Below are 16,519 nucleotides of genomic sequence, written 5' to 3'. Positions count from 1 at the left end.
CTACCTTACTTGCGGAACGGGAAGTCAAAGGCAGCCAGCAGAGCACGGCCTTCTTCATCAGATTTCGCAGTAGTGGTAATGGTAATATCCAAACCACGCACGCGGTCGACTTTATCGTAGTCGATTTCTGGGAAGATGATCTGCTCACGGACACCCATGCTGTAGTTACCACGACCGTCGAAAGACTTAGCGGACAAGCCACGGAAGTCACGGATACGTGGAACAGCAATAGTGATCAGGCGCTCAAGGAACTCCCACATGCGTTCGCCACGCAGAGTTACTTTACAGCCGATCGGATAGCCCTGACGGATTTTGAAGCCTGCAACAGATTTGCGTGCTTTGGTGATCAGCGGTTTTTGACCGGAGATTGCTGTCAGGTCAGCTGCTGCGTTATCCAGCAGTTTCTTGTCAGCGATCGCTTCACCAACACCCATGTTCAGGGTGATCTTCTCGACCCGAGGGACTTGCATGACAGAATTGTAGTTAAACTCAGTCATGAGTTTGTTAACTACTTCGTCTTTGTAGTAATCATGCAGTTTCGCCATCGTACTACTCCAAATTACTTGATAGTTTCGCTGTTAGATTTGAAGAAACGGACTTTTTTACCGTCTTCGAATCTAAAGCCTACACGGTCAGCCTTGCCGGTAGCCGCATTGAAGATTGCAACGTTAGAAACCTGAATAGCAGCTTCTTTTTCAACGATGCCGCCTGGTTGGTTCAGGGCCGGAACCGGCTTCTGATGTTTCTTAACCAGGTTGATACCTTCAACGACAAGTTTGCCGGAAGACAGAACATTTTTTACTTTACCGCGTTTACCTTTATCTTTACCGGTTAACACGATAACTTCGTCATCACGACGGATTTTCGCTGCCATGATTCGCTCCTTAGAGTACTTCTGGTGCCAGAGAGATAATTTTCATGAACTTCTCAGTACGAAGTTCACGAGTTACCGGCCCAAAGATACGCGTGCCGATAGGCTGCTCGCTGTTATTGTTTAAAATAACGCATGCATTACCATCGAAGCGAATGACAGAACCGTCAGGGCGACGAACACCCTTCTTGGTGCGCACCACTACCGCCTTCAGCACATCACCTTTTTTGACCTTACCACGTGGAATTGCTTCCTTGATGGTGATCTTGATGATGTCGCCTACGCCTGCGTAGCGACGGTGCGAGCCACCCAGAACCTTGATACACATTACGCGACGTGCACCGGAGTTGTCGGCGACGTTCAGCATAGTCTGTTCTTGGATCATTTTAGTGCTCCGCTAATGTCAACTACTACCTGAGACTCTAAAATCAGAGCCGTTAAAAAGCCCCATATCGAGGGCGCGGCATTATAACACCGCTTCTGCAATATGGGTAGAAAAAATAAACGGCTCATCGCTGAGCCGTTTATTCGTATTGAGAATGCGTACTCTATTACAGAACCGCTTTCTCTACAACGCGAACCAGCGTCCAGGACTTAGTCTTGGACAGTGGACGGCATTCACGGATTTCCACCTTGTCGCCGATACCACATTCGTTGTTCTCGTCATGTACGTGCAGTTTGGTCGTACGCTTGATGAATTTACCGTAGATCGGGTGTTTCACAAAACGTTCGATAGCTACAACAATGGATTTCTCCATTTTATCGCTAACAACACGACCTTGCAGAGTACGGATTTTATCGGTCATTACGCACCCGCCTTCTGAGTCAGTAAAGTCTTAACGCGCGCAACATTGCGACGCACTTGCTTCAGCAGGTGAGTCTGTTGCAGCTGGCCACTTGCAGCCTGCATACGCAGGTTGAACTGCTCACGCAGCAGGTTCAGCAGCTCAGCGTTCAGCTCTTCAACGCTTTTTTCACGCAGCTCTTTTGCTTTCATTACATCACCGTCTTAGTTACAAAGGTGGTTTTGATAGGCAGTTTCGCTGCTGCCAGGCCGAAGGCTTCACGGGCCAGCTCTTCCGGAACACCGTCCATTTCATAAAGGACTTTGCCCGGTTGGATCAAGGCAACCCAGTACTCCACGTTACCTTTACCTTTACCCATACGAACTTCCAGTGGCTTCTCGGTGATCGGTTTGTCCGGGAATACACGGATCCAGATCTTACCTTGACGCTTAACTGCACGGGTCATTGCACGACGTGCTGCTTCGATCTGACGTGCAGTCAGACGACCACGGCCAACAGCTTTCAGACCGAAAGTGCCGAAGCTAACATCCGTACCCTGCGCCAGACCACGGTTGCGGCCTTTGTGCACTTTACGGAATTTTGTACGCTTTGGTTGTAACATCAGCGACGCTCCTTATTTACGGCCTTTACGCTGCTGCTTTTTAGGTTGAGCAGCCGGTTTTTCCGGTTGTTCAACAGCAGCCATACCACCCAGGATCTCACCTTTGAAGATCCATACCTTAACGCCGATTACACCGTAAGTGGTGTGCGCTTCAGAGGTGTTGTAGTCGATGTCAGCACGCAGAGTGTGCAGCGGTACGCGACCTTCGCGGTACCATTCGGTACGTGCGATTTCCGCGCCGCCCAGACGGCCGCTAACTTCAACTTTGATACCTTTAGCGCCCAGACGCATTGCGTTCTGTACAGCACGCTTCATAGCACGACGGAACATAACGCGACGTTCCAGCTGAGAAGTGATGCTGTCAGCAACCAATTTAGCGTCCAGTTCAGGCTTACGAACTTCAGCGATATTGATCTGTGCAGGAACGCCAGCGATATCCGCTACGACCTTGCGCAGTTTTTCTACGTCTTCGCCTTTCTTACCGATAACGATGCCAGGGCGAGCAGTGTGAATAGTCACACGGATGCTCTTAGCTGGACGCTCGATAACGATACGAGATACAGACGCTTTAGCCAGTTCCTTAGTCAGGTACTGACGTACTTTAAAATCGCTGTCCAGGTTGTCAGCGAATTCTTTGGTGTTCGCAAACCAGGTAGAGTTCCATGGTTTTACAATACCCAGGCGAATACCATTAGGATGTACTTTCTGACCCATTGCTAGTCTCCAGAGTCTCAGCGATCGGACACAACCACAGTAATGTGGCTGGTGCGCTTCAGGATGCGATCTGCACGACCTTTCGCACGCGGCATAATGCGCTTCATGCTTGGGCCTTCATCTACGAAAATTTTCGCGACTTTCAGATCGTCGATGTCAGCGCCATCGTTGTGTTCAGCGTTAGCAATGGCAGATTCCAGTACTTTCTTGACCAATACCGCAGCTTTCTTGTTGGTATAGGTCAGGATGTCCAGGGCCTGCGACACTTTCTTACCGCGAATCAGGTCAGCAACAAGGCGAACCTTCTGTGCAGAAGAACGAGCATGGCGATGTTGAGCTAAAGTTTCCATCTCTTCCTCCTACCTTATTTCTTCTTCGCTTTTTTATCAGCAGCGTGGCCGCGATAAGTACGAGTCGGTGCGAATTCACCCAGTTTGTGACCAACCATTTCGTCGGTAACAAAGACTGGAACGTGCTGACGACCATTATGGACAGCGATGGTCAAACCGATCATGTTAGGAAAGATCGTTGAACGACGGGACCAAGTGCGCAGGGGCTTCTTGTCTCCGCTTTCCACCGCTTTCTCTACCTTCTTCAGCAAGTGCAGGTCAATAAAAGGACCTTTCTTGAGAGAACGTGGCATGGCTTATCCTCTAAAATTATTTGCTACGGCGACGTACGATAAATTTATCAGTACGCTTGTTGCTGCGGGTCTTCTTACCTTTGGTCTGAACGCCCCACGGAGTTACCGGGTGCTTACCAAAGTTACGACCTTCACCACCACCATGTGGGTGGTCGACTGGGTTCATCGCAGTACCGCGAACGGTAGGACGAACACCACGCCAGCGTGCAGCACCAGCTTTACCCAGAACGCGCAGCATATGCTCAGCATTGCCAACTTCGCCCAGAGTAGCGCGGCAGTCTGCTTCGACTTTACGCATTTCACCAGAACGCAGACGCAGGGTGACATAAGCACCGTCACGCGCAACGATCTGAACGTAAGTACCCGCGGAACGCGCCAGCTGACCGCCTTTACCTGGTTTCATTTCTACGTTATGAACGGTAGAACCAACCGGGATATTGCGCATCGGCAGGGTGTTGCCTGCTTTGATTGCAGCATCAACGCCAGACTGAATCTGGTCGCCAGCTTTCAGGCCTTTAGGGGCCAGGATGTAACGGCGTTCGCCATCTTTGTACAGAACCAGCGCGATGTTCGCGGAACGGTTCGGATCGTACTCAAGACGCTCAACAACTGCTGGGATACCGTCTTTGTTGCGTTTGAAGTCAACAATACGATAAGCCTGCTTGTGGCCACCACCGATGTGACGAGTGGTGATACGGCCATTGTTGTTACGACCACCGGATTTGCTGTTTTTTTCCAGCAACGGAGCAAAAGGTTTGCCCTTGTGCAGCTCAGGGTTAACCACTTTAACTACGTGGCGACGACCCGGAGATGTCGGTTTACATTTAACAACTGCCATTGTATTACTCCTCCGACTTACTCAGCGCCGCCAACGAAGTCCAGGTTCTGGCCTTCTTTCAGGGTGACGTAAGCTTTTTTCCAGTCGCTACGACGACCGATACGCTGTCCGTGACGTTTAACTTTCCCTTTAACTACCAGGGTGTTAACGACTTCGACTTCGACTTCAAACAGTTTCTGCACAGCAGCTTTGATCTCTGCTTTGGTCGCGTCTTTAGCAACTTTGAGAACGATGGTGTTTGTTTTTTCCATCGCAGTAGACGCTTTTTCAGAAACGTGCGGTGCGCGCAGCACCTTCAGCAGACGTTCTTCACGAATCATGCCAGCATCTCCTCAACTTGCTTAACAGCATCAGCAGTCATTACGACTTTGTCGAAGGCGATCAGGCTAACCGGGTCGATACCAGTCGCGTCGCGTACGTCAACCTTGTGCAGGTTACGCGCGGCCAGGAACAGGTTCTCGTCCAGCTCACCGGTGATGATCAGCACATCTTCCAGAGCCATGTCTTTCAGTTTCTGTGCCAGCAGCTTAGTTTTAGGCGCTTCAACAGAGAACTTCTCGACAACGATCAGACGATCCTGACGTACCAGTTCGGACAGAATGCTTTTCAGCGCGCCGCGGTACATCTTTTTGTTAACTTTTTGACTGTGGTCCTGTGGACGCGCAGCGAAGGTCACGCCACCTGAACGCCAGATCGGGCTCTTGATAGAACCTGAACGCGCACGGCCGGTACCTTTCTGGCGCCATGGCTTTTTGCCTGAACCAGTTACTTCAGCACGAGTCTTCTGAGCACGAGTACCCTGACGAGCACCAGCTGCATAAGCAACAACAACCTGGTGAACCAGCGCTTCGTTGAAATCACGACCGAAGGTAGTTTCGGAAACAGTCAGCGCGCTCTGCGCGTCTTTCAATACTAATTCCATTGCTATCCCCTTACGCCTTCACAGCTGGTTTAACGATCAGGTCGCTACCGGTTGCACCCGGGACCGCACCTTTAACCAGCAGCAGGTTGCGCTCAGCGTCAACACGTACTACGTCCAGGCTCTGAACGGTTACACGTTCGTTGCCCAGCTGACCTGCCATTTTCTTGCCTTTGAACACTTTGCCCGGAGTCTGGTTCTGACCGATAGAACCCGGAACGCGGTGAGACAAGGAGTTACCGTGAGTAGCGTCCTGGGTACGGAAGTTCCAGCGCTTAACGGTACCAGCAAAACCTTTACCTTTAGAGGTACCGGTTACGTCAACTTTTTTAACGTCAGCAAACAGCTCAACGCTAATGTCCTGACCTACGGTGAACTCTTCGCCTTCAGCAAGACGGAATTCCCACAGACCACGGCCAGCTTCAACGCCAGCTTTAGCGAAGTGACCCGCTTCTGGTTTGGTTACACGGTTAGCTTTTTTAGCACCAGTGGTAACCTGAATAGCGCGGTAGCCATCGTTAGCCAGATCTTTAACCTGAGTAACGCGGTTTGCTTCAACTTCGATTACGGTTACTGGGATAGAAACGCCATCTTCAGTGAAGATGCGGGTCATACCCACTTTTTTACCGACTAAACCAATCATTGTTTCAACCTCTCAATCGCTCGATGACCTGATTAACCCAGGCTGATCTGCACGTCTACACCGGCAGCCAGATCCAGACGCATCAGAGCATCAACGGTTTTCTCAGTTGGCTCAACGATGTCAACCAGACGCTTGTGAGTGCGGATTTCGTACTGATCACGCGCATCTTTGTTAACGTGCGGAGAGATCAGAACGGTAAAGCGCTCTTTGCGGGTCGGCAGCGGGATCGGACCACGGACTTGCGCACCAGTGCGCTTAGCAGTCTCGACGATTTCCGCGGTTGATTGATCGATCAGACGATGATCAAACGCTTTAAGGCGGATACGGATTCTTTGGTTCTGCATGAGACCAGAGCTCCAATTATTTTATAAACGAAAATGATTACTCCTCAAACCCATTACGATTGATGGGAGAGTGTAACCGTTCTTACGTAGCTCCCCAATTGGGAGCATTGTTGAGTAACAAAGTGAGCTACTCTGGTTCAGATTGAACCCGCCGTCAATTACGACAAGCCCGCGCATTATACGTAAATCAGAGAAAGACGCAAGCGCCGTTTAGAAATTAAGCGCCAAAGACGTACTATACGTAAGGCCGCGCAATTTTTTATGCAAAGTATCCCTTCTCAACTCTTTGTATGAAGCCGCTACGCAATTGCTGTTTTTACACATTGCCGGGCATGCAGATTATTACGAGTATGCGCTCAAACCATTTTGAGGCTCTCGCTATGCTACTGTCCCTCCCCTTTCTGCTGATCTATTTTGCGTTATCGGCCTTGCTTGTTCGCACCGATATTCGCACGGGGCTTCTTCCCGATAAATTTCTTTGCCCGCTGCTATGGACGGGCCTGCTCTACCAGCTTTGTCTCCATCCTGATTTTTTGCCGAGCGCGGTAGTGGGTGCGATGGCAGGATACGCCGGATTCGCCATTATCTATTGGGGATACCGGCTCATCTGCCGACGTGAAGGGATGGGATATGGCGACATAAAATATCTGGCGGCGCTGGGGGCATGGCATGGCTGGTGTGTACTACCAATACTGGCATTAGTGGCCGCGTTAATGGCTCTGCTGTATCTGGTTGCTTTCTCGTTGTTTACCCCTGATAAGCAGGCATTAAAAAACCCACTGCCTTTTGGGCCATTTCTGGCGGCAGCGGGTTTATGCGTTGGCTGGGAAAGCCTGATTAACTTTCCACTTTGATCTGAGACTGAAGGTAGTTCTGTAGGCCAATTTTGCTAATGAGATCCAGTTCGGTCTCAAGCCAGTCGATGTGCCCTTCTTCATCGGCCAGGATCTGGATCATCATATCGCGGCTGACGTAGTCATGTACGCTGTCCGCATAGGCAATGGCTTCACGCAGATCTTTTGCACCCTCCAGCTCCAGCCGGAGATCAGAACGCAGCATCTCTTCGACATCTTCTCCGATGCCCAGTTTTCCGAGATCCTGTAGGTTAGGAATGCCTTCGAGGAATAAAATACGCTCAATGTATTTATCGGCGTGTTTCATTTCATCAATGGACTCATGGTATTCAACATCGTTGAGGCGAGTCAGTCCCCAGTTTTTAAACATTCTTGCATGGAGAAAATACTGATTGATTGCGACAAGCTCATTTCCCAATAATTTATTGAGATAACTTATGATTTTAACATCACCTTTCATTATATAGTCCCTCCGCTTCCACTCATTGAAGCGTAGATCGGGCTACAGGGATGTCAAAAAAAAGATAGAGGCCTACGCGATCTCTTTGAATTCCGGGATCTGCATCAGTTCGTCCTGCATGATCTCACGCGCTGCGCGAACGCATTTACCGCATTGATTTCCCACCGGAACAAACTTGCGAAGCTGCTGGAAAGATTGTGGTTGAAACTGGCGAACGGCCTGACGAATTTTTTTGTCGCTTACACCATTACATAAACAAACGTACATAAAGACTCCCGTTCAAAATATGCGCAAAGTGTAAGTGAGAATGGTTATGATTACAATAGCGCGGGCGTCGGAATACGTGGCGGGAGAAAGCAAAAAATGCGAATTTTTATGACAATGCCCCAACGGCAGAAAACAAAAAAGGACGCCGGAGCGTCCTTTTTATTTCAGGGATAATTAATTAGCCCAGAACTTTAGCAACAACGCCCGCGCCAACGGTACGGCCGCCTTCACGGATTGCGAAACGCAGACCGTCGTCCATCGCGATTGGGTGGATCAGCGTCACAACCATCTTGATGTTGTCGCCTGGCATTACCATCTCTACGCCTTCTGGCAGTTCGATGGTACCGGTCACGTCAGTTGTACGGAAGTAGAACTGTGGACGGTAGCCTTTGAAGAACGGAGTATGACGGCCGCCTTCGTCTTTGGACAGAATGTACACTTCAGATTCGAACTTGGTGTGTGGCTTGATTGAGCCTGGCTTCGCCAGAACCTGACCACGTTCGATTTCTTCACGTTTGATACCACGCAGCAGAACACCAACGTTCTCACCAGCACGGCCTTCGTCCAGCAGTTTGCGGAACATTTCAACGCCAGTACAGGTAGACTTCGCAGTCTCTTTGATACCAACGATTTCAACTTCTTCACCAACTTTGATGATACCGCGCTCTACACGACCGGTAACAACGGTACCACGACCGGAGATGGAGAATACGTCTTCGATTGGCAGCAGGAATGGCTTGTCAATCGCACGCTCTGGTTCTGGGATGTAAGAATCCAGGTAGCCAGCCAGTTCGATGATTTTCTCTTCCCACTCTGCTTCGCCTTCCAGCGCTTTCAGCGCGGAACCACGAACGATTGGAGTGTCGTCGCCTGGGAAATCGTACTGAGACAGCAGTTCACGAACTTCCATCTCTACCAGTTCCAGCAGCTCTTCGTCATCAACCATGTCACATTTGTTCAGGAACACGATGATGAAAGGAACGCCTACCTGACGACCCAGCAGGATGTGCTCACGAGTCTGAGGCATAGGGCCGTCAGTCGCAGCAACAACCAGGATCGCGCCGTCCATCTGCGCAGCACCGGTGATCATGTTTTTAACATAGTCGGCGTGGCCTGGGCAGTCTACGTGTGCGTAGTGGCGAGTCGGGGTGTCATACTCAACGTGAGAGGTGTTGATGGTGATACCACGAGCTTTTTCTTCTGGTGCGTTATCGATCTGGTCGAAAGCACGAGCAGCACCGCCGTAGGTTTTAGCCAGTACGGTGGTGATTGCAGCAGTCAGGGTAGTTTTACCATGGTCAACGTGGCCGATAGTACCAACGTTGACGTGCGGTTTTGTACGTTCAAATTTTTCTTTAGACACGGCTATATTCCTTACTATAGTGCTCTCCCCTTCGGAGAGAGCACGGGACTTAGGTTTTAATCCTGTGGATTACTTACCACGGGCTTCGATAACGGCCTGAGCAACGTTGTTCGGCGCATCATCATACTTCAGGAATTCCATAGTGTATGATGCACGACCTTTGGTCAGAGAACGCAGCTGAGTTGCATATCCGAACATTTCAGACAGCGGAACTTCAGCGTGGATCTTAACGCCAGTTACTTCGGATTCCTGACCACGCAGCATACCGCGACGACGGCTCAAGTCACCGATAACGTCACCGGTGTTCTCTTCAGGAGTTTCTACTTCAACCTTCATGATCGGCTCAAGCAGAACTGGTTTTGCTTTCTTAAAGCCTTCTTTAAAGGCAATAGACGCAGCCAGTTTAAACGCCAGTTCAGAGGAGTCAACGTCGTGGTAAGAACCGAAGTGCAGACGAACACCCATGTCTACAACCGGGTAACCAGCCAGAGGACCAGCTTTCAGCTGCTCCTGGATGCCTTTATCAACGGCAGGGATGTATTCGCCAGGAATTACACCACCTTTGATGTCGTTGATGAACTCGTAACCTTTAGGGTTAGAGCCCGGCTCCAGTGGGTACATGTCGATCACAACGTGACCGTACTGACCGCGACCACCAGACTGCTTAGCGTGTTTACCTTCAACATCGGTAACTTTCGCGCGAATCGCTTCGCGGTAAGCAACCTGAGGTTTACCCACGTTCGCTTCAACGTTGAATTCACGCTTCATACGGTCAACGATGATGTCCAGGTGCAGTTCACCCATACCAGCGATGATGGTCTGGTTAGATTCTTCATCAGTCCATACGCGGAATGATGGGTCTTCTTTCGCCAGACGGCCCAGAGCCAGACCCATTTTTTCCTGGTCAGCTTTGGTTTTTGGTTCAACTGCGATGGAGATTACCGGCTCAGGGAATTCCATACGCTCCAGAATGATCGGGTGATCCGGGTCACACAGGGTGTCACCAGTGGTCACGTCTTTCAGACCGATAGCAGCAGCGATGTCGCCCGCACGAACTTCTTTGATCTCTTCACGTTTGTTAGCGTGCATCTGTACGATACGGCCAAAACGTTCACGCGCCGCTTTCACGGAGTTCAGGATGGTGTCACCGGAGTTAACCACACCAGAGTAAACGCGGAAGAAGGTCAGGTTACCCACGAATGGGTCGGTAGCAATTTTGAACGCCAGTGCAGAGAACGGCTCGTCATCACTTGCGTGACGCTCAGCCGGAGTATCTTTACCGTCGTCCAGGATGCCGTTGATCGCAGGAACGTCAACCGGGGATGGCAGGTAGTCAACTACCGCATCCAGCATCGCCTGAACACCTTTGTTCTTGAACGCAGAACCACAGGTTACCAGGATGATTTCGTTGTTCAGAACGCGCTGACGCAGAGCAGATTTGATCTCTTGCTCAGACAGTTCTTCACCACCCAGGTATTTCTCCATCAGCTCTTCAGAAGCTTCTGCTGCGGATTCGATCAGGTTCTGGTGCCATTCGTCAGCCAGGTCCTGCATCTCTGCCGGGATATCTTCGTATTCGAAGGTAACGCCCGCATCTGCTTCGTTCCAGTTGATGGCTTTCATTTTCACCAGGTCGATAACGCCGGTGAAACCTTCTTCAGCACCAATTGCCAGCTGAAGCGGAACAGGGTTCGCGCCCAGACGGGTTTTGATCTGGCCAACAACTTTCAGGAAGTTAGCACCCATACGGTCCATTTTGTTAACGAACGCGATGCGTGGAACTTTATATTTGTTTGCCTGACGCCATACGGTTTCAGACTGTGGCTGAACACCACCAACTGCGCAATAAACCATTACCGCGCCGTCAAGAACACGCATGGAACGTTCTACTTCGATGGTGAAGTCAACGTGCCCTGGGGTGTCGATGATGTTTACGCGATGCGGTTCGTACTGCTTAGCCATACCTGACCAGAATGCAGTAGTCGCTGCGGAGGTGATAGTAATACCACGCTCCTGCTCCTGTTCCATCCAGTCCATGGTGGCTGCGCCGTCATGAACTTCACCGATTTTATGGTTTACACCGGTGTAGAACAGAATACGTTCGGTAGTAGTGGTTTTACCGGCGTCGATGTGCGCACTGATACCGATGTTACGGTAGCGTGCGATGGGTGTTGTACGAGCCATTTGATTCCTCGTTTATATCTTTAGGCGTTCAGTTAAGTTACCCAGAGCGGGCGGCTTCTCTGAAGCGCCCGCCTGGTGACTACGACTCCGAAGGGATTACCAACGGTAGTGTGCGAACGCCTTGTTGGCTTCTGCCATACGGTGAACGTCTTCACGTTTCTTAACTGCGGTACCTTTGTTTTCCGCAGCATCAGAAAGTTCGTTCGCCAGACGCAGAGCCATGGATTTATCACCGCGTTTACGAGCAGCTTCAACGATCCAACGCATTGCCAGAGCATTACGACGAACCGGACGAACTTCAACTGGAACCTGATAAGTAGAACCACCAACGCGGCGAGACTTAACTTCTACAGTCGGGCGCACGTTGTCGAGAGCGACTTCGAAGGCTTCCAGTTCATTTTTACCAGAACGCTGAGCCAGGGTCTCCAGCGCGCTGTATACGATTGCTTCTGCGGTAGATTTTTTACCATCTACCATCAGGATATTTACAAATTTTGCCAGCAGTTCTGATCCGAATTTCGGATCTGGAAGAATTTTACGCTGACCAATGACGCGACGACGTGGCATGGGATTACTCCGTTGTTAATTCAGGATTGTCCAAAACTCTACGAGTTTAGTTTGACATTAAGATAAATCAGTTTGGCCTTACTTAACGGAGAACCATTAAGCCTTAGGACGCTTCACGCCGTACTTGGAGCGAGCCTGCTTACGGTCTTTAACACCTGAGCAGTCCAGCGCACCACGAACGGTGTGGTAACGAACACCCGGAAGGTCTTTAACACGACCGCCACGGATCAGGATCACGGAGTGCTCCTGAAGGTTGTGACCTTCACCACCGATGTAGGAAGTCACTTCGAAACCGTTAGTCAAACGCACACGGCATACTTTACGCAGTGCGGAGTTTGGTTTTTTAGGAGTGGTGGTATATACACGAGTACATACGCCACGTTTCTGCGGGCAGGCTTCCAGCGCAGGCACGTTGCTTTTTGCAACTTTGCGTGCACGTGGTTTGCGTACCAGCTGGTTAACTGTTGCCATTAAATAGCTCCTGGTTTTAGCTTTTGCTTCGTAAACACGTAATAAAACGACCTCATACAATATGAGGACGCGAAATTTTAGGGCTACGTCGAAAAGGTGTCAAGAAATATACAGCGATCTCAAATCACCAGTTCATTTGACTGGCGTGCGTCACAGTAAGATTGACGAAATCAGTATAGCCAACCACGTCAATTTTGGCTGAAATTTGACCAGAAAGACCCCGCGCATCCAGATCCTCTTTCAGCGCAGAGACTGTTATGGGGGCATTAGCGAGGATTTCAACAAAACGGCTGCCTTCAAGCGCCGCAAGCACGCCATCCTGAATCAGCAGCAGATCATCACCTTCGCGCAGCATGCTCAGTAACGTGTCGATATCGCATTGCCACGGTGAACGGCTCAGGGTATGGAGCATGACAGCCTCAGAAAGTCAGAACGGTATCGTAGTGAGAGAGTTGTTCGCGCAGCGCAGCAGATGTCAGGATTGTCACGTCCAGCACGAACGGTGTTTTCTCGTTTAACCCACGCGCGGCCAGCGAGTCGGCGCACACATAGAAGGTTTCAATGTCATAGAGCGGCAGAACTTTAAAGGTCGCAATGTAGTCGCGCGCAAGAATGGCCTGCGGTTGTTGGCCTGCCAGAAGCTGGAATACGCCATCGCCTAAAAAGAAGACGCCGATATCTTCGGTTAAAGCCGATGTCGCGAGCAATGCATCCAGCCCTTCCCGGCCTGAAGCGCTGCCATGCGGCGCAGAAGTAAAAACAAACGCTACGCGCTTCATCAAAATTGCACCACTCTGTCGCAGGTCAACGCCGCCTGTGCCAGGGCACCCAGTCCGCTGAGCGAAAAGCCCGGTTGCAGGTTAGCCCCCGCCAGACCAAGGCGTTCGGCTTCGGTCACATCCGTCACGCCGCGACGCAGTGCCGCCGCGACGCAGATATGCAGGTCAACGCCCTGCGTTTCGTTTAATTTTTGCCAGGCGCGCACGAGGTCAAACTCATCGCTCGCCGGAGACGTAAACTGGTTCGCGTTATATACGCCTTCGCGATAAAAGAAGACGCTTGCCAGTTCATGACCGGCATCAAGCAGCGCATGGGCAAACTGTAGCGCGCTGCTGGCCTGCTGGGTACCGTACGCCGGGCCCGTCACCATTAACGCAAAACGCATTACTTGTCTTGTCCCAGGAAGTCGCCGCTTTTGAACTGGCGAATATAGAGGTAAACCGTGTGTTTGGAGATATTCAGGCGATCGGCCACCTGGTTGATGGCATCTTTGATATCAAAAATCCCTTTCTCATAGAGGTTCAGGACGATCTGACGATTCTTGGCGTTGTTGGATACGTTGCGATCGGCATTCACCTCTTCAATGGTGAACTCCAGCGTCTGGGTCACGAGATCCTCAACCGAAGAAGCAAAGTTCACCGATGAGCCCACGTCCGGCGTTTCTGGCGGGATGAAGGTGCTCATGATTTGCGAGAATGGCACATCAAGGTTCATGTTGATGCACAGCAAACCGATTACCCGGTGTTCGCGATTTCGAATCGCGATCGTTTCTGATTTCATCAGCACGCCACTTTTGGCGCGGGTGAAATAGCATTTTGAGACGCTGCTGTCCGCGCCGGTCATGTCATGCAACATACGCAATGCAAGGTCGGTTATTGGCGAACCAATTTTACGGCCAGTGTGCTCACCATTCGCAATGCGGATAGCGGAACACTTAAGATCTTGCAGGGAATGCAATACGATTTCGCAGTGGGAACCAATGAGCATCGCTAACCCGTCCACTACCGCTTCGTAGGATTTCAGAATATCGAAGTCGGTCTGGTCAAATGGACGTTGATCCAGCAAATCAAGTTCACTGGTTTCGTTGGTTAAAAGCGACCTGGACATGAAAAAAACACTCCTTTTCAGGAGCCTGTCGTTAGGTTTTCAGGGCAGGCTCATTATCTACACGGACAACTAAATTAATACAGCGTGTATAACGCTTTCCAGTGTTAATTATATCTGCCCCACAATAAAAAAACCGCCGCCTGTAAAGGCGGCGGTTTTTTTCAGCATTACTTCTTAGCTGCTGCGGCTTTGTCGTCAGCCGGTGCGTCTGTTTTCGCATCCGCTTTCGGCGCCGGTTTGATGTCCAGCAGTTCTACATCAAATACCAGCGTGGAGTTAGCCGGGATACCCGGAACGCCGGTTTTGCCGTAAGCCAGATCCGGTGGGATGACCAGCTTGATTTTACCGCCTTTCTTGATGTTCTTCAGGCCTTCGGTCCAGCCCGGGATCACACCATCCAGACGGAAGGAGAGAGGCTCACCGCGGGTATAAGAGTTATCGAACTCTTTACCGTCGATCAGCGTACCTTTGTAGTTCACCACAACGGTGTCGCTGTCTTTAGGCGCGTCGCCGGTACCTTCTTTCTCAACTTTATAGATCAGGCCAGTAGAAGACGTTTTAACGCCTTTCTCTTTAGCGAACTTGTCGCGGTAGGCTTTGCCTTTCGCTTCGTTATCTTTAGCGTCTGCTTCCATCTTGGTCTGAGCGGCGCCTTTCACGCGCGCTTCAAACGCTTGCAGAGTCTGCTCGATTTCCTGGTCAGACAGTTTGCTCTTGTCTGCGAACGCATCCTGAACCCCTGCGATCAGCTGGTTTTTGTCCAGTTTGATGCCCAGTTTCTCTTGTTCTTTCAGAGAGTTTTCCATGTAACGACCCAGAGACGCGCCAAGTGCGTAGGCGGATTTCTGGTCGTCATTTTTGAATGCCGCTTTGCTGTCTGTAGTCGCAGCAGGCTTCGCAGCAGTATCAGCAGCGAAAGACAGCGGCGCATTGAGCGCTACAGCCATAGTGGTCGCCAGCAGCGTAACTTTAAACAGTGATTTCATCCATATCTCCAGGACCTGAGGTCTCTCACCCCAGTGTTAAACGTAAATGAGTGACGTACTATAAAACGTTGCGGAAGAAATCTACAGACAGACTCCCCCGAATGTCGCTTCTTTTCAGACTATTTTTGTTTAAATAAGTTTCTTGTCAGGGAGATGGATACTGTACTTAAGGAAAAAGTCAGCTAAACTTCGCCGCCGCTGGTCCATTATGGCGAATGAGAGATAAACGAGGTGAATGATGAAGGATACAACGATCGAAGCGAGACTGGCTGAGCTGGAAAGCCGCCTGGCTTTTCAGGACATCACCATCGAAGAACTGAACCAGACCGTGACGGCCCATGAGCTTGAAATGGCAAAACTGCGCGATCACATGCGCCTGCTGACGGAAAAGCTGAAGGCCACGCAGCCGTCAAACATTGCCTCTCAGTCAGAAGAGACACCACCACCTCATTATTGAGGCGTAAAAAAAGCGGGATTATCCCGCTTTTTTATTTTCCGGAGTACGGAATCAGTGGCAACCGCAGCCGCCGTTACCACAACCACCTTTACCGTGGCCGTGGTCATGACCATGGTCGTGGCCGTGACCACCGCAGCAGCCGTCGTGGCCGTGATCGTGGTCATGGTCGTGACCGTGCGCACCGTGAACGTGGCCATGAGCCAGCTCTTCTTCGGTCGCTTCACGGATCGCAACAACTTCTACGTTGAACTTCAGGTTCTGACCCGCCAGCATGTGGTTGCCGTCAACCACAACGTGGTCGTCTTCAACTTCAGTGATTTCAACCGGAACCGGCCCCTGGTCAGTTTCCGCCAGGAAGCGCATACCAACCTGCAACTCGTCAACGCCCATGAATACGTCTTTAGGAACGCGCTGAACCAGGTTGTCGTCATACTGACCGTAAGCGTCGTTCGCGCCTACAGCAACGTCGAATTTGTCGCCAACTTCATGGCCTTCCAGCGCCGTTTCCAGGCCGGAAATCAGGGAACCGTGACCATGCAGGTAGTCCAGCGGCGCACTCACCGGAGACTCATCAACCAACACACCGTCTTCTGTACGTACCTGATAGGCCAGGCTGACCACCAGGTCTTTTGCTACTTTCATGA

At 50.8% G+C, this 16,519-nt stretch carries 28 protein-coding genes; 2 read left to right on the top strand and 26 right to left on the bottom strand.

What is annotated here, in order from left to right; all coding sequences use genetic code 11:
* Window positions 1-5: 5 nt before the first annotated feature.
* The 14 genes from rplE to rpsJ form a co-directional block, all read right to left on the bottom strand.
* Window positions 6-545 (bottom strand): 50S ribosomal protein L5, encoded by a 540-nt coding sequence (gene rplE, locus SK62_RS01360; protein ID WP_003863290.1) that lies wholly within the window; start codon window positions 543-545, stop codon window positions 6-8.
* Between the two features lie 14 nt (window positions 546-559).
* A complete protein-coding gene (gene rplX, locus SK62_RS01355; RefSeq protein WP_003863287.1) occupies window positions 560-874 on the bottom strand; it encodes a 50S ribosomal protein L24 in 315 nt (104 codons plus the stop codon).
* A 10-nt stretch (window positions 875-884) separates the two neighbouring features.
* Window positions 885-1,256, bottom strand: coding sequence for a 50S ribosomal protein L14 (gene rplN, locus SK62_RS01350; protein WP_002919748.1), 372 nt, complete (start codon window positions 1,254-1,256; stop codon window positions 885-887).
* Window positions 1,257-1,422: 166 nt separating this feature from the next.
* The gene (gene rpsQ / locus SK62_RS01345; RefSeq protein ID WP_002438707.1) at window positions 1,423-1,677 is read right to left on the bottom strand and encodes a 30S ribosomal protein S17; all 255 of its coding nucleotides are present in this window, start codon (window positions 1,675-1,677) and stop codon (window positions 1,423-1,425) included.
* A complete protein-coding gene (gene rpmC / locus SK62_RS01340) occupies window positions 1,677-1,868 on the bottom strand; it encodes a 50S ribosomal protein L29 (RefSeq protein ID WP_003863282.1) in 192 nt (63 codons plus the stop codon). Before rpmC ends, rpsQ begins: the two co-directional genes overlap by 1 nt.
* Window positions 1,868-2,278, bottom strand: a complete 411-nt coding sequence (rplP, locus tag SK62_RS01335; protein ID WP_002919759.1) for a 50S ribosomal protein L16 — start codon at window positions 2,276-2,278, stop codon at window positions 1,868-1,870. The genes rpmC and rplP overlap by 1 nt, the downstream gene beginning before the upstream one ends.
* A gap of 12 nt (window positions 2,279-2,290) precedes the next feature.
* Entirely contained in the window at window positions 2,291-2,992 is a 702-nt protein-coding gene (rpsC, locus tag SK62_RS01330; protein ID WP_000529945.1) for a 30S ribosomal protein S3, read from the bottom strand.
* 17 nt (window positions 2,993-3,009) lie between these two features.
* Complete coding sequence (gene rplV / locus SK62_RS01325; RefSeq protein ID WP_002919773.1) at window positions 3,010-3,342, bottom strand: 50S ribosomal protein L22; 333 nt, start codon at window positions 3,340-3,342, stop codon at window positions 3,010-3,012.
* A gap of 14 nt (window positions 3,343-3,356) precedes the next feature.
* Window positions 3,357-3,635, bottom strand: a complete 279-nt coding sequence (gene rpsS / locus SK62_RS01320) for a 30S ribosomal protein S19 (RefSeq protein WP_001138117.1) — start codon at window positions 3,633-3,635, stop codon at window positions 3,357-3,359.
* 16 nt (window positions 3,636-3,651) lie between these two features.
* A complete protein-coding gene (gene rplB / locus SK62_RS01315; protein ID WP_000301859.1) occupies window positions 3,652-4,473 on the bottom strand; it encodes a 50S ribosomal protein L2 in 822 nt (273 codons plus the stop codon).
* A 17-nt stretch (window positions 4,474-4,490) separates the two neighbouring features.
* Window positions 4,491-4,793 (bottom strand): 50S ribosomal protein L23, encoded by a 303-nt coding sequence (rplW, locus tag SK62_RS01310; RefSeq protein ID WP_000617546.1) that lies wholly within the window; start codon window positions 4,791-4,793, stop codon window positions 4,491-4,493.
* On the bottom strand, window positions 4,790-5,395 hold the full coding sequence (gene rplD / locus SK62_RS01305; protein WP_000424395.1) for a 50S ribosomal protein L4: 606 nt from the start codon (window positions 5,393-5,395) through the stop codon (window positions 4,790-4,792). Before rplD ends, rplW begins: the two co-directional genes overlap by 4 nt.
* 10 nt (window positions 5,396-5,405) lie before the next feature.
* Complete coding sequence (gene rplC, locus SK62_RS01300) at window positions 5,406-6,035, bottom strand: 50S ribosomal protein L3 (RefSeq protein ID WP_003863274.1); 630 nt, start codon at window positions 6,033-6,035, stop codon at window positions 5,406-5,408.
* 32 nt (window positions 6,036-6,067) lie between these two features.
* A complete protein-coding gene (gene rpsJ, locus SK62_RS01295) occupies window positions 6,068-6,379 on the bottom strand; it encodes a 30S ribosomal protein S10 (protein WP_001181005.1) in 312 nt (103 codons plus the stop codon).
* A gap of 380 nt (window positions 6,380-6,759) precedes the next feature.
* Here rpsJ and SK62_RS01290 point away from each other — a divergent pair, with 380 nt between their 5' ends.
* Window positions 6,760-7,233 carry a prepilin peptidase gene (locus SK62_RS01290; protein WP_017693881.1) on the top strand — a complete coding sequence of 158 codons (474 nt, stop codon included), beginning with the start codon at window positions 6,760-6,762 and terminating at the stop codon, window positions 7,231-7,233.
* Here SK62_RS01290 and bfr read toward each other — a convergent pair.
* The 11 genes from bfr to fkpA form a co-directional block, all read right to left on the bottom strand.
* Window positions 7,217-7,693: a bacterioferritin gene (gene bfr, locus SK62_RS01285; protein ID WP_003863270.1), complete on the bottom strand. Its 477-nt coding sequence runs from the start codon at window positions 7,691-7,693 to the stop codon at window positions 7,217-7,219. The two genes, SK62_RS01290 and bfr, sit on opposite strands and share 17 nt — an antisense overlap.
* Window positions 7,694-7,765: 72 nt before the next feature.
* Window positions 7,766-7,960 (bottom strand): bacterioferritin-associated ferredoxin, encoded by a 195-nt coding sequence (gene bfd / locus SK62_RS01280; RefSeq protein WP_003863268.1) that lies wholly within the window; start codon window positions 7,958-7,960, stop codon window positions 7,766-7,768.
* Window positions 7,961-8,138: 178 nt separating this feature from the next.
* Window positions 8,139-9,323 (bottom strand): elongation factor Tu, encoded by a 1,185-nt coding sequence (gene tuf / locus SK62_RS01275; RefSeq protein WP_017693880.1) that lies wholly within the window; start codon window positions 9,321-9,323, stop codon window positions 8,139-8,141.
* 69 nt (window positions 9,324-9,392) lie between these two features.
* Window positions 9,393-11,507, bottom strand: coding sequence for an elongation factor G (gene fusA / locus SK62_RS01270; RefSeq protein ID WP_006812195.1), 2,115 nt, complete (start codon window positions 11,505-11,507; stop codon window positions 9,393-9,395).
* Window positions 11,508-11,603: 96 nt separating this feature from the next.
* Window positions 11,604-12,074: a 30S ribosomal protein S7 gene (gene rpsG / locus SK62_RS01265; RefSeq protein WP_003861706.1), complete on the bottom strand. Its 471-nt coding sequence runs from the start codon at window positions 12,072-12,074 to the stop codon at window positions 11,604-11,606.
* A 96-nt stretch (window positions 12,075-12,170) separates the two neighbouring features.
* Window positions 12,171-12,545, bottom strand: coding sequence for a 30S ribosomal protein S12 (rpsL, locus tag SK62_RS01260; RefSeq protein WP_000246815.1), 375 nt, complete (start codon window positions 12,543-12,545; stop codon window positions 12,171-12,173).
* A gap of 124 nt (window positions 12,546-12,669) precedes the next feature.
* Window positions 12,670-12,957, bottom strand: coding sequence for a sulfurtransferase complex subunit TusB (gene tusB / locus SK62_RS01255; RefSeq protein WP_015571409.1), 288 nt, complete (start codon window positions 12,955-12,957; stop codon window positions 12,670-12,672).
* A 7-nt stretch (window positions 12,958-12,964) separates the two neighbouring features.
* Window positions 12,965-13,324: a sulfurtransferase complex subunit TusC gene (tusC, locus tag SK62_RS01250; protein WP_003861700.1), complete on the bottom strand. Its 360-nt coding sequence runs from the start codon at window positions 13,322-13,324 to the stop codon at window positions 12,965-12,967.
* The gene (gene tusD, locus SK62_RS01245; RefSeq protein ID WP_015571410.1) at window positions 13,324-13,710 is read right to left on the bottom strand and encodes a sulfurtransferase complex subunit TusD; all 387 of its coding nucleotides are present in this window, start codon (window positions 13,708-13,710) and stop codon (window positions 13,324-13,326) included. The genes tusC and tusD overlap by 1 nt, the downstream gene beginning before the upstream one ends.
* Window positions 13,710-14,432, bottom strand: coding sequence for a helix-turn-helix transcriptional regulator (locus tag SK62_RS01240; protein ID WP_003861697.1), 723 nt, complete (start codon window positions 14,430-14,432; stop codon window positions 13,710-13,712). Before SK62_RS01240 ends, tusD begins: the two co-directional genes overlap by 1 nt.
* A gap of 167 nt (window positions 14,433-14,599) precedes the next feature.
* Complete coding sequence (fkpA, locus tag SK62_RS01235) at window positions 14,600-15,418, bottom strand: FKBP-type peptidyl-prolyl cis-trans isomerase (protein WP_003861695.1); 819 nt, start codon at window positions 15,416-15,418, stop codon at window positions 14,600-14,602.
* Between the two features lie 238 nt (window positions 15,419-15,656).
* Between fkpA and SK62_RS01230 the strand changes: the two genes are divergently transcribed.
* The gene (locus SK62_RS01230) at window positions 15,657-15,875 is read left to right on the top strand and encodes a protein SlyX (RefSeq protein ID WP_003861693.1); all 219 of its coding nucleotides are present in this window, start codon (window positions 15,657-15,659) and stop codon (window positions 15,873-15,875) included.
* A gap of 51 nt (window positions 15,876-15,926) precedes the next feature.
* On the opposite strand, the gene slyD is transcribed toward SK62_RS01230, so the two are convergent.
* Window positions 15,927-16,517, bottom strand: coding sequence for a peptidylprolyl isomerase (slyD, locus tag SK62_RS01225; protein WP_003861691.1), 591 nt, complete (start codon window positions 16,515-16,517; stop codon window positions 15,927-15,929).
* Window positions 16,518-16,519 lie beyond the last annotated feature (2 nt).

Origin of the sequence: Enterobacter sp. BIDMC109, assembly GCF_001037885.1 — a bacterium.
GTDB lineage: Bacteria > Pseudomonadota > Gammaproteobacteria > Enterobacterales > Enterobacteriaceae > Enterobacter > Enterobacter hormaechei_C.
Note: the sequence above shows the minus strand (reverse complement) of the source record. Positions and strands in the feature narration are given on the sequence as shown.

Bases quoted from the DNA above. Each gene is read 5' to 3' on its own strand.
- rplE (WP_003863290.1), bottom strand. From the start codon at position 545: ATGGCGAAACTGCATGATTACTACAAAGACGAAGTAGTTAACAAACTC.
- rplX (WP_003863287.1), bottom strand. From the start codon at position 874: ATGGCAGCGAAAATCCGTCGTGATGACGAAGTTATCGTGTTAACCGGT.
- rplN (WP_002919748.1), bottom strand. From the start codon at position 1,256: ATGATCCAAGAACAGACTATGCTGAACGTCGCCGACAACTCCGGTGCA.
- rpsQ (WP_002438707.1), bottom strand. From the start codon at position 1,677: ATGACCGATAAAATCCGTACTCTGCAAGGTCGTGTTGTTAGCGATAAA.
- rpmC (WP_003863282.1), bottom strand. From the start codon at position 1,868: ATGAAAGCAAAAGAGCTGCGTGAAAAAAGCGTTGAAGAGCTGAACGCT.
- rplP (WP_002919759.1), bottom strand. From the start codon at position 2,278: ATGTTACAACCAAAGCGTACAAAATTCCGTAAAGTGCACAAAGGCCGC.
- rpsC (WP_000529945.1), bottom strand. From the start codon at position 2,992: ATGGGTCAGAAAGTACATCCTAATGGTATTCGCCTGGGTATTGTAAAA.
- rplV (WP_002919773.1), bottom strand. From the start codon at position 3,342: ATGGAAACTTTAGCTCAACATCGCCATGCTCGTTCTTCTGCACAGAAG.
- rpsS (WP_001138117.1), bottom strand. From the start codon at position 3,635: ATGCCACGTTCTCTCAAGAAAGGTCCTTTTATTGACCTGCACTTGCTG.
- rplB (WP_000301859.1), bottom strand. From the start codon at position 4,473: ATGGCAGTTGTTAAATGTAAACCGACATCTCCGGGTCGTCGCCACGTA.
- rplW (WP_000617546.1), bottom strand. From the start codon at position 4,793: ATGATTCGTGAAGAACGTCTGCTGAAGGTGCTGCGCGCACCGCACGTT.
- rplD (WP_000424395.1), bottom strand. From the start codon at position 5,395: ATGGAATTAGTATTGAAAGACGCGCAGAGCGCGCTGACTGTTTCCGAA.
- rplC (WP_003863274.1), bottom strand. From the start codon at position 6,035: ATGATTGGTTTAGTCGGTAAAAAAGTGGGTATGACCCGCATCTTCACT.
- rpsJ (WP_001181005.1), bottom strand. From the start codon at position 6,379: ATGCAGAACCAAAGAATCCGTATCCGCCTTAAAGCGTTTGATCATCGT.
- SK62_RS01290 (WP_017693881.1), top strand. From the start codon at position 6,760: ATGCTACTGTCCCTCCCCTTTCTGCTGATCTATTTTGCGTTATCGGCC.
- bfr (WP_003863270.1), bottom strand. From the start codon at position 7,693: ATGAAAGGTGATGTTAAAATCATAAGTTATCTCAATAAATTATTGGGA.
- bfd (WP_003863268.1), bottom strand. From the start codon at position 7,960: ATGTACGTTTGTTTATGTAATGGTGTAAGCGACAAAAAAATTCGTCAG.
- fusA (WP_006812195.1), bottom strand. From the start codon at position 11,507: ATGGCTCGTACAACACCCATCGCACGCTACCGTAACATCGGTATCAGT.
- rpsG (WP_003861706.1), bottom strand. From the start codon at position 12,074: ATGCCACGTCGTCGCGTCATTGGTCAGCGTAAAATTCTTCCAGATCCG.
- rpsL (WP_000246815.1), bottom strand. From the start codon at position 12,545: ATGGCAACAGTTAACCAGCTGGTACGCAAACCACGTGCACGCAAAGTT.
- tusB (WP_015571409.1), bottom strand. From the start codon at position 12,957: ATGCTCCATACCCTGAGCCGTTCACCGTGGCAATGCGATATCGACACG.
- tusC (WP_003861700.1), bottom strand. From the start codon at position 13,324: ATGAAGCGCGTAGCGTTTGTTTTTACTTCTGCGCCGCATGGCAGCGCT.
- tusD (WP_015571410.1), bottom strand. From the start codon at position 13,710: ATGCGTTTTGCGTTAATGGTGACGGGCCCGGCGTACGGTACCCAGCAG.
- SK62_RS01240 (WP_003861697.1), bottom strand. From the start codon at position 14,432: ATGTCCAGGTCGCTTTTAACCAACGAAACCAGTGAACTTGATTTGCTG.
- fkpA (WP_003861695.1), bottom strand. From the start codon at position 15,418: ATGAAATCACTGTTTAAAGTTACGCTGCTGGCGACCACTATGGCTGTA.
- SK62_RS01230 (WP_003861693.1), top strand. From the start codon at position 15,657: ATGAAGGATACAACGATCGAAGCGAGACTGGCTGAGCTGGAAAGCCGC.
- slyD (WP_003861691.1), bottom strand. From the start codon at position 16,517: ATGAAAGTAGCAAAAGACCTGGTGGTCAGCCTGGCCTATCAGGTACGT.